The organism is Nocardia thailandica NBRC 100428 (assembly GCF_000308795.1).
GTDB lineage: Bacteria > Actinomycetota > Actinomycetes > Mycobacteriales > Mycobacteriaceae > Nocardia > Nocardia thailandica.
The window spans coordinates 1-9,343 of record NZ_BAGK01000139.1 but is presented as its reverse complement, the minus strand read 5'-3'; the positions used below and the strand labels follow the sequence as shown (position 1 = coordinate 9,343).

The 9,343-nt window shown below is 71.4% G+C and carries 8 protein-coding genes and 1 pseudogene; 7 read left to right on the top strand and 2 right to left on the bottom strand.

Translation table 11 applies throughout. The features are described 5' to 3' along the window. A pseudogene (locus ON36_RS34735) lies at window positions 1-438 on the bottom strand (hypothetical protein); the annotation flags it as partial. Between the two features lie 508 nt (window positions 439-946). On the opposite strand from ON36_RS34735, the gene moxR1 reads away from it, so the two are divergent. The 6 genes from moxR1 to ON36_RS15360 all read left to right on the top strand — a co-directional run bounded on the left by moxR1 (window position 947) and on the right by ON36_RS15360 (window position 6,880). Beyond that, complete coding sequence (gene moxR1 / locus ON36_RS15385; RefSeq protein WP_052314026.1) at window positions 947-2,122, top strand: chaperone MoxR1; 1,176 nt, start codon at window positions 947-949, stop codon at window positions 2,120-2,122. A gap of 32 nt (window positions 2,123-2,154) precedes the next feature. After that, window positions 2,155-3,105 (top strand): DUF58 domain-containing protein, encoded by a 951-nt coding sequence (locus tag ON36_RS15380; protein WP_043653237.1) that lies wholly within the window; start codon window positions 2,155-2,157, stop codon window positions 3,103-3,105. Further along, window positions 3,102-4,106, top strand: a complete 1,005-nt coding sequence (locus ON36_RS15375; protein ID WP_043653234.1) for a VWA domain-containing protein — start codon at window positions 3,102-3,104, stop codon at window positions 4,104-4,106. Before ON36_RS15380 ends, ON36_RS15375 begins: the two co-directional genes overlap by 4 nt. An 87-nt stretch (window positions 4,107-4,193) precedes the next feature. After that, window positions 4,194-4,910 carry a 3-oxoacyl-ACP reductase FabG1 gene (gene fabG1, locus ON36_RS15370; RefSeq protein WP_043653232.1) on the top strand — a complete coding sequence of 239 codons (717 nt, stop codon included), beginning with the start codon at window positions 4,194-4,196 and terminating at the stop codon, window positions 4,908-4,910. Window positions 4,911-4,961: 51 nt separating this feature from the next. Further along, complete coding sequence (inhA, locus tag ON36_RS15365; protein ID WP_043653231.1) at window positions 4,962-5,795, top strand: NADH-dependent enoyl-ACP reductase InhA; 834 nt, start codon at window positions 4,962-4,964, stop codon at window positions 5,793-5,795. Window positions 5,796-5,821: 26 nt separating this feature from the next. Continuing rightward, window positions 5,822-6,880 (top strand): ferrochelatase, encoded by a 1,059-nt coding sequence (locus tag ON36_RS15360; protein ID WP_043653228.1) that lies wholly within the window; start codon window positions 5,822-5,824, stop codon window positions 6,878-6,880. Window positions 6,881-6,997: 117 nt separating this feature from the next. Here the strand turns inward: ON36_RS15360 and ON36_RS36760 are convergent, their stop codons facing one another. Then, window positions 6,998-8,017 carry a DUF2189 domain-containing protein gene (locus ON36_RS36760; RefSeq protein ID WP_306306911.1) on the bottom strand — a complete coding sequence of 340 codons (1,020 nt, stop codon included), beginning with the start codon at window positions 8,015-8,017 and terminating at the stop codon, window positions 6,998-7,000. 397 nt (window positions 8,018-8,414) lie between these two features. Here ON36_RS36760 and ON36_RS15350 point away from each other — a divergent pair. After that, window positions 8,415-9,343: ATP-binding protein (locus ON36_RS15350; protein ID WP_174377574.1), on the top strand; the 929-nt coding region annotated here is incomplete at its 3' end.

Below are 9,343 nucleotides of genomic sequence, written 5' to 3'. Positions count from 1 at the left end.
GCCGGTGTCGGCGCTGCCCGCGCCCAGGCCGAGTGTGGCGCTGCCGGTGTCCGTGCTGCCGGTCCCGGCGCCGAGTGCGGCGCTGCCACCGCCGCCGCTCCCCGCCCCCGCGCTTCCCAGGGCCTCTCCGGATCCGGCGCTCGAACCCGAGGCGCCCGACCCGGTGTCGATCCCGGCCGGGACGCCCGAGCCCGCCGCGCTCCCGGTGCCGGGGATGGCGAGCTCCGCGCCGCCGCCCTGGCCTGCCCCGGCCGCGCCGAGCGGGTCCGCCGAGCCGCCGGTCGAGCCGGTGTCGACGTCGACCGCCCCGATGCCGGGCAGGTCCAGTGGGGTGGCGCCGACGGCGGGTGCGACGGCTACCGCGACCGCGACGGTCGTGGCCGCGACGACGCCGGACAGCAAACTTCTGGGGAATGATGTGCGCGAGTAAATGCGCATGGTGATCACCTTCTCTGGCACTGAAGCAATCCGAACGACCGAATTCGGCGGTATGCCGCGACGGCAATTCGGGTATTCGCCATGGAACACCGACGGAACTGCGGAATTAGCCCCGGAGAGGTGTGGTGAACGGCACTCGTCGCGGGGTCGTTGCCCGGACCTCGGAATTCGTCCGGGAGCGCGACGATATCGTTATTCGAATCGGGCAACGACGCGCAATTCACATTGCCGAACATTTGCCGATATGTCAGGGTCCCCGGCGGAAAACGGCGAATCGGGCGAAATGCGCCCCGGCGCCGCGTCGGCGGAGCCCTCGCCGAACCCCCGTCGGCGGGCGGCCGGCGCCGCGGTTTCCGCCGTCCCACGCCCGACATGCGTAGGGTGGCAGCACACGGGCGGACGGTGGTGAATGCGACGAATTCGCGTCCACCGTCGGCCGGTTGCGGCACGCCGGGCCATTACCTGGAATAGTTGTGGCCACACGCACAGGACCAAAGCGAAAGCGGGGATGTTGGTGACTTCGACGGAAGGTGTGAGCGGGGCGAATCTGGCCAAGGACGCCGGATCGGGCGCGCCGAGCACCCTGGAGCGTGACGTGGCGACGCTCGAGAAGGCGATCTTCGAGGTCAAACGGGTGATCGTGGGTCAGGACCGGCTTGTCGAACGCCTGCTCGTCGGCGTGCTCGCCAAGGGTCACGTGCTGCTCGAAGGTGTCCCCGGTATCGCCAAGACGCTCGCGGTCGAGACCTTCGCCAAGGTCGTCGGCGGTTCGTTCTCGCGGGTGCAGTTCACCCCCGACCTGGTGCCCACCGACCTCATCGGTACCCGCATCTACCGGCAGGGCCGCGAACAGTTCGACACCGAACTCGGTCCGGTGGTGGCGAACTTCGTGCTGGCCGACGAGATCAACCGCGCCCCCGCCAAGGTGCAGTCGGCGCTGCTCGAGGTGATGGCCGAGCGCAAGGTCTCCATCGGCGGCAAGACCTACCCGATGCCCGATCCGTTCCTGGTCATGGCGACCCAGAACCCGATCGAGAGCGAAGGCGTCTACCCGCTGCCCGAGGCGCAGCGCGACCGCTTCCTGTTCAAGGTGATCGTCGACTACCCCTCGGTGGAGGAGGAGCGCGAGATCATCTACCGCATGGGGGTCACCCCGCCCGAGCCCAAGCAGATCCTGGGCCCGGAGGACATCATCCGGTTGCAGAAACTCGCCGCCAACGTCTTCGTCCACCACGCGCTGGTCGACTACGTCGTGCGCGTCATCGCCGCCACCCGCACGCCCCTGGAGTTCGGCATGCCGGACGTGGCGAGCTGGATCTCCTACGGCGCCTCGCCGCGCGCCAGCCTGGGCATCATCGCCGCGGCCCGCGCGGTGGCGCTGATCCGCGGCCGCGACTACGTCGTCCCGCAGGACGTCGTCGAGGTCATCCCGGACGTGCTGCGCCACCGCCTCGTGCTGTCCTACGACGCGCTGGCCGACGAGGTCAGCCCCGAGGACGTGGTCAAGCGCGTGCTGCAGACCGTCGGCCTGCCCCAGGTCGCGCCGCAGGCCGTCGGGGCGCCCGCCGTGCCGCAGCCGGGACAGGCGCCGCAGGCGCCCGCCGCCCCGGCCCAGCCCGCGATTCCGCAGCCGCCCAACGGCCAGCAGGTGTCCCAGCCCGCCGGCAACGTCGCGCCCCAGTGACGGCGGCGCCGGAACCCGTTGTCCGCGTGCCGATGTCGCCCCACGCTCCGCCCTCGTTCCGGGCCGGTGACCTGACCGACCCGAAACTGTCGGCGGCGCTGAAGACCCTGGAGCTCACCGTGCGCAGGCGCCTCGACGGCGTCCTGCACGGCGACCACCTCGGCCTCATCCCCGGACCCGGTTCGGAGCCGGGGGAGGCGCGCGCGTACCAGCCCGGTGACGATGTGCGCCAGATGGACTGGTCGGTCACCGCACGCACGACGCATCCGCACGTGCGGCAGATGATCGCCGACCGCGAGCTGGAGACGTGGCTGGTCGTCGACCTGTCGGCCAGCCTCGACTTCGGCACCGGCGAGTGCCAGAAGCGCGATCTCGCGATCGCGGCCTCGGCCGCGGTCACCCATCTCACCGCGGGCGGCGGCAACCGGGTCGGCGCGGTGGTCGCCACCGGCCAGGACCTGGTGCGCATCCCGGCCCGCAGCGGCCGCACGCACGCCCGCACGCTGCTGCGCGGCATCGCGACCACCCCGCACGCGCGCGACGGGGTGCGCGGCGACCTGCAGGCCGGTATCGAATCGCTGCGCCGCCCGCAGCGCAAACGCGGCCTGGCCGTGGTGATCAGCGACTTCCTCGGCGATCTGGACTGGCAGCGGTCGCTGCGCGCGATCTCGGCGCGGCACGACCTGCTCGCGGTCGAGGTCCTCGATCCGCGCGACCTGAGCCTGCCCGACGTCGGCGACGTGGTGCTGCACGATCCCGAGACCGGCCGCACGCGCGAGTTCAGCGTCACCCCGACGCTGCGCGCCGACTACGCCGCCGCCGCGCGGGCGCATCGCGAGAAGGTCCACCAGGCGCTGCGCAGCTGCGGCGCGCCGGTGATGACCCTGCAGACCGATCGGGACTGGATCGCCGACGTGGTCCGGTTCGTGTCCACCCGGCGCCACAGCCTCGGCGCCCCGAGCGGGCGGGTGCCTCGTCAGTGAGTATTTCCCATTTCACCGCCGTCGTCTGGTTCGCTTTCCTGTTCGTCGTCGCGGCGCTGATCGTCGGCTATGTGCTGGTCCAGCGCAGCCGCCATCGCAAGACGCTGCTGTTCTCCAACATGTCGACGCTGGAGAAGGTCGCGCCGAGCAAGCCGAGTGTGCTGCGGCACGCGCCCATCGCGCTCATCCTGGTCGGCCTGGTCGCGCTCACCGTGGCGGCCGCGGGCCCGACCGCCGTGCAGAAGGTGCCGCGCAACCGCGCGACCGTCGTGCTGGTCATGGACGTGTCGCTGTCGATGGAGGCCACCGACGTGCCGCCGAGCCGGCTGCAGGTGGCGCAGAAGGCCGGTAAGGAATTCGTCGACGGGCTGACGCCGGGCATCAACCTCGGTTTCGTCACCTTCGCGGGCACCGCCTCGGTGATGGTCTCGCCGACGACGAACCGCGAGGCCGTCAAGCACGCCATCGACAACATCAAGCTGGCCGAGCGGACCGCCACCGGCGAGGGCATCCTGACCGCGTTGCAGTCCATCGACACCCTGGCCGCGGTGCTCGGCGGCGCGGAGACCCCGCCGCCTGCCCGCGTCGTGCTCATGTCCGACGGCAAGCAGACCGTGCCCGACGACAAGGACGTCGACAACCCCCGGCACGGTTTCACCGCCGCCCGCCTCGCCAAGAACAAGGGCATCCCGGTCTCGACCATCTCCTTCGGCACCGAATGGGGCACCGTGGAGATCCCCGACACCGACGGCGGCGGCTCGCAGCGGGTGAAGGTCCCCGTGGACAACACCTCGCTGAAGGAGATCGCGAAACTGTCCGGCGGCGAGTTCTACACCGCTTCCTCGCTGGCCGAACTGCGCGCCGTCTACGACACGCTCGAGGAGCAGATCGGCTACGAGACGACGCGGGGCGACGCGAGCAGGCCGTGGCTGCTGCTGGGTATGGTCTTCGTCGCCGCCGGCGTGGTCGTGTCGTTGCTCTATCGTCAACGCCTGCCGTAACAAGCAACGTGTCCACCGGCTGTGAGTCGTCCCTCGAGGCTCGACCCGGCGGGGGACGCACGAACCGGAACAGATAGGTTGGACTCTATGTCGAACGTCACATCCCGCTCGGTCCTGGTGACCGGTGGCAACCGCGGTATCGGTCTCGCGGTGGCCCAGCGCCTGCTCGCCGACGGCCACAAGGTCGCCGTCACGCATCGCGGATCGGGGGTGCCCGAGGGCCTGTTCGGCGTGAAGTGCGATGTCACGGACTCGGATTCGGTCGACCGGGCCTTCACCGAGGTCGAGGAGCACCAGGGTCCGGTCGAGGTGCTGGTCGCCAACGCGGGCATCACCGACGACACCCTGCTCATGCGCATGAGCGAGGAGCAGTTCGAGCGGGTCATCGACGCCAACCTCACCGGCGCGTTCCGCTGTGCCAAGCGGGCCAACCGCGCGATGCTGCGCGCCCGCTGGGGCCGGATGATCTTCCTCGGCTCGGTCGTCGGTCTCGGCGGCGGCCCCGGCCAGATCAACTACGCGTCCTCGAAGGCCGGCGTCATCGGCATGGCCCGCTCCATCACCCGCGAGCTGGGCACGCGCAGCATCACCGCCAACGTGGTCGCCCCCGGTTTCATCGAGACCGACATGACCGCGGACCTGCCCGAGGATCTGAAGGAAACCGCCAAGAAGTTCATCCCGCTGGGCCGCCTCGGCCAGGCCGAGGACGTCGCCGCCGTGGTCAGCTTCCTGGCCTCGGAGGACTCCCGCTACGTCACCGGTGCCGTCATCCCGGTCGACGGCGGCATGGGCATGGGCCACTGATTCTTCCGTAACCCGGAACCCCTCAACGATTTTCAGGAGAACCGAGAACTCATGGGCGGACTGCTCGAAGGCAAGACCATCCTGGTCACCGGCATCATCACCGACTCGTCGATCGCGTTCAGCGCGGCGGCGGTCGCGCAGGAGCAGGGCGCGAAGGTGATCATCACCGGCATCCCGGAACGGCTGCGGCTGATCGATCGCATCGCCAAGCGCCTGCCGCAGGAGGTGCCGCCCGCGATCCCCCTCGACGTCACCAACGAGGAGAACCTGGGCGCGCTGGCGGGCGCCCTGCGCGAGCTGGCGCCCGAGGGCGTCGACGGCGTGCTGCACTCGATCGCGTTCGCCCCCAAGACCCTGATGGGTCCGGACGCGGTGCCGTTCCTCGAGGGCCCCGGCCCCGACGTGGCGAAGTCCTTCGAGATCTCCGCCTGGAGCTACGCCTCGCTGGCCCGCGCCGTGCTGCCCGTGATGAACGAGGGCGGCTCGATCGTCGGCATGGACTTCGACCCGCGCGTGGCGATGCCGTACTACAACTGGATGGGCGTGTCCAAGGCCGCGCTGGAGTCGGTGAACCGGTACGTGGCCCGGGAGGTGGGCTACGCCAAGAAGATCCGGTCCAACCTGATCGCCGCGGGCCCGGTGAAGACCCTCGCGGCCAAGGCCATCGCGGGCACCGCCACCGACGACGCCAAGCAGCTGCGTCAGCTCGACGAGTACTGGGACGGCGCGTCCCCGATCGGCTGGGACGGCGCCGACGCGCGCGCGGTCGGCAAGTCCATCGTGGCGCTGCTCTCGGACTGGCTGCCCGCCACCACCGGGTCGATCATCTACGTCGACGGCGGCGCGAGCCACAACATGTGGTTCCCGGAGAACTTCACCAACTGATCCCCGAGACGAAGGAGGCGCGGACCGTGTCCGGCACCGCCGACGCACTGCTGCTGCTGTCCTTCGGGGGCCCCGAAGGCCCCGAGGACGTGATGCCGTTCCTGGAGAACGTCACTCGGGGCCGGGGGGTGCCGCGCGAACGCCTCGAGGAGGTCGCGGGGCACTATCTGCACTTCGGTGGCGTGTCGCCGATCAACGCCCTGAACCGCGAGCTGATCGGCGCGATCGAGCAGGTCCTCGCCGACGCGGGCGTGCAGCTGCCCGTCTATTTCGGCAACCGCAACTGGCATCCGCTGGTGGAGGACACCGTCGCGCGGATGGCCGCCGACGGTGTCCGTTCGGCCCTGGTGTTCCCCACCTCGGCGTGGGGCGGGTATTCCGGCTGCCGCCAGTACGACGAGGACATCGCCCGCGCGCGGGCGGCCGTGGGGGACAACGCTCCCCGCCTCACGAAGCTGCGCCAGTACTTCGACCACCCCCTGCTGATCGAGTCCTTCGCCGACGCCATCCGCGCGGCGACCGAGCGGCTGCCCGCCGATCGCCGCGAGGGTGCCCGGCTGGTGTTCACCGCCCATTCGGTGCCGGTCGCCGCCGACAGGTCCGCGGGCCCGCCCGCCGACGGCGGCCACCTCTACAGCCGCCAGGTCGCCGAGGCCGCCCGGCTGTCGGCCCTGGCCGCGGGCGTGCCCGACTACGACGTGGTCTGGCAGTCCCGTTCCGGCCCGCCGCAGGTGCCGTGGCTCGAGCCCGACATCGTCGACCATCTGGACGCCCTGCACGCCGAGGGCGTCGACGCCGTCGTCGTGTGCCCGGTCGGGTTCGTCTCCGACCATCTCGAGGTCATCTGGGACCTGGACAACGAGGCCGCCGAACGCGCCGCCGAACTCGGCATGGCGTTCGCCCGCGCCGCGACCCCCGGCACCGACCCCCGCTTCGCGCGCCTGGTCGCCGAACTGGTCGACGAGCACCTGGCCGACGGGCCCGTCCGCGAACTCGGCGACGTCCCCGGCTACGGCTGCACCGTCGACGGCGCTCCCTGCGCGTCGGGGTGCTGTGCGCTACCTCCCCGGCCCGGGCGCCCCTGACCCGCGACGACGGCCCCAGAAGGCGCGCTGGCGCCGCGACGGCGATCGTCGCGCGGAGGCCGGAAGACGAAGGGGGCGTACGACTCCCGGAGTCGTACGCCCCCTTCGAGGGGTGGGTCAGCGCTGGTCGCCGCCGGTGTCCGGGCCCTTGCCCAGGTCGGGGCCGTTCTGGCCGCCCTGGCCGCCGAACCCTTCGCCCGGCGCGCCGGGCCGGGAGCCGTAACCCGGCTGCTGCGGGTATCCGGGGTCCTGGCCGTAGCCGGGCTGCTGGGGGTACCCCGGGTCCTGGCCCTGGCCGTAACCCGGCTGCTGACCGTAGCCGGGCTGCTGACCGTAGCCGGGCTGGGCGCCGTAGCCGGGCTGCTGTCCGTACCCGGGCGCGCCGTAGCCGCCGGCGTTCGGGTCCGCGAAGCCGGGGTAGCCGGGCTCGGCGACGGTGGTCTGCGCGCCGACGACGCGGCCGCCGGTGACCACGCGGTAGGCGTAGGTGGAGGCCAGGTAGGTCAGCGGGATCGTCACCAGCAGGCCGATGCCACAGAGCAGGGCGCCCACGATGTTGATGCCGAACAGGGCCAGCGCGAGCAGCAGCAGCGAGCCCGCGTTGTCCTTGATGGCGGCGAAGCTGGACTTGATCGCGGTGATCGCGTCCTGGTCGCGGTCGATGACGAACTGCATGGTCCACCAGGTGAAGAACATGATCACGATGCCCGGCAGGATGCACAGCACGAAACCGATGCCGACCGCGAGGCCGACCAGCAGACCGGCCACGATGACCGCGCCCACGTTGGTGAACTGGAAGAACGACCCGAACGAGGGCTTGTTGCCGTCGGTTTCGTGCAGCGCGCCGCGGACCAGCGCGGCGGTGATCAGGTAGCCGACGACCGCGCCGACGATGGAACCGATGATCTGCCAGATGCCGAACGCGACCTGGAAGCCGGTGCTGGAGTCGGAATCGGTGCTGGTGCCCGCGCCGAAGATGAAATTGAGCGCGATCTGGATGATCGCCGCGATGAGCATGATGGCGATCCACACGCCGGCATTGTTCTTGAACTTGTCCCAGGCGAACCCGAGCGCGTCGCCGACACCGATCTGCGGCGCGGGCGGCGGATAGCCGGGCTGCTGCTGTTCGTACACCATGTGAATCGTTTCCCCTCATTGTTGGCGGCGGCGGGTGCCGCCGTTGTGAGTACCTCGATCCGGGCGTCGTGCTCACGCCGACAGTCCTGATCATGGCACGGGCAAACCGGGCGTGGGGGAAATGCGTGCTGGTGGCGGGGTCGAGTCGGCCGCGGCTCGGGACCCGGCAGTGCGTCCGGCTACCGCCGCGACGCGGGGCGCGGGGGCGTCGGCGCGCTCGTGCCGAACGTCGCGCGCCGAGTCCTCGATCACGCGGCGCTCGGATCGCGCGGCGGTCGCCGGGCGGTTATGCTCGTGCGGCAAATTGTCGAAAATGCTTGGCACTTCGAGTGATCCGAACTGCCGGGCCCGTGGGGCGGGGTCCTCCGTCGGGGCGGTGGATGTGGGAGTGCAGGCGTTGACGCAGTCGGACGATCCGGTGCAGGACGCGGTATCGCGACCCGGCCGGACCTCGGTGATCGCCGGCCCGATCGTGGTGATCCTCGGTGCGGCGGCGGTCGCGGCGGGGGTGTGGGCGGCGCCGGAGGCCGCGCGGATCCCGGTGGCCGTGACGGGCGCGGTGGCCGTGCTCGCGCTGGCCGCGCTGACCGTCACCACGCTGCGCTACCGCGACCGGGCCCGCGGCGCCTCGGCGGGCACCGAACGTGCCGCGCGCGAGGCCGAACGCCTGCTGGCCGCCGCCGACGCCGAACGGCAGGGCGTGCTGGCCGAGTACGGCAGGCGCCTGGCCGACGCCGAGGAGGCCGCCGCCCGGCACGCCGGTGCCGCCGCCCAGTACGAACGCAGGCTCGACGCCGCGCTGGCCGCCTTCGCCGCCGCGTCGGGCCGGATGCAGGCGATGACCACCGCGATGCTCGCCGAACTGCGCGAGATGGAGCACCGGCACGCCGATCCCGACGTCCTCGCCGACCTGCTCGCCCTCGATCACCGCACCGCCCAGGCCGGGCGCCTCGCCGACAGCATCGCCGTGCTCAGCGGGGCGCGCACCGGCCGCCGCTGGCCCGAACCCATTGCGATGGAGTCGATCCTGCGCGGCGCCATGGGCCGCGTCGGCGGCTACCAGCGGGTGCGGCTGCGCGCGGTCGCCGACATCGCGGTCGCCGGGCACGCGGCCGAGGGCGTCATGCACCTGCTGGCCGAACTCATCGACAACGCCTGCAGTTTCTCCCCGCCCACCACCGAGGTGCACGTGTACGCGGTGGAGGTGCCCGCCGGGGTGATCCTCACCATCGAGGACTCCGGCCTGGTGATGAGCGAGTCGGTGCTGCGCCGCGCCGAGGCGACGGTCGCGGGCGCGGGCAATGCCGGACGGCCCGACCTGTCCGC

What these genes read in the sequence shown, in the direction of transcription:
- moxR1 (WP_052314026.1), top strand. Translation starts at nt 947, where the DNA reads ATGTTGGTGACTTCGACGGAAGGTGTGAGCGGGGCGAATCTGGCCAAG.
- ON36_RS15380 (WP_043653237.1), top strand. Translation starts at nt 2,155, where the DNA reads ATGTCGCCCCACGCTCCGCCCTCGTTCCGGGCCGGTGACCTGACCGAC.
- fabG1 (WP_043653232.1), top strand. Translation starts at nt 4,194, where the DNA reads ATGTCGAACGTCACATCCCGCTCGGTCCTGGTGACCGGTGGCAACCGC.
- inhA (WP_043653231.1), top strand. Translation starts at nt 4,962, where the DNA reads ATGGGCGGACTGCTCGAAGGCAAGACCATCCTGGTCACCGGCATCATC.
- ON36_RS36760 (WP_306306911.1), bottom strand. Translation starts at nt 8,017, where the DNA reads ATGGTGTACGAACAGCAGCAGCCCGGCTATCCGCCGCCCGCGCCGCAG.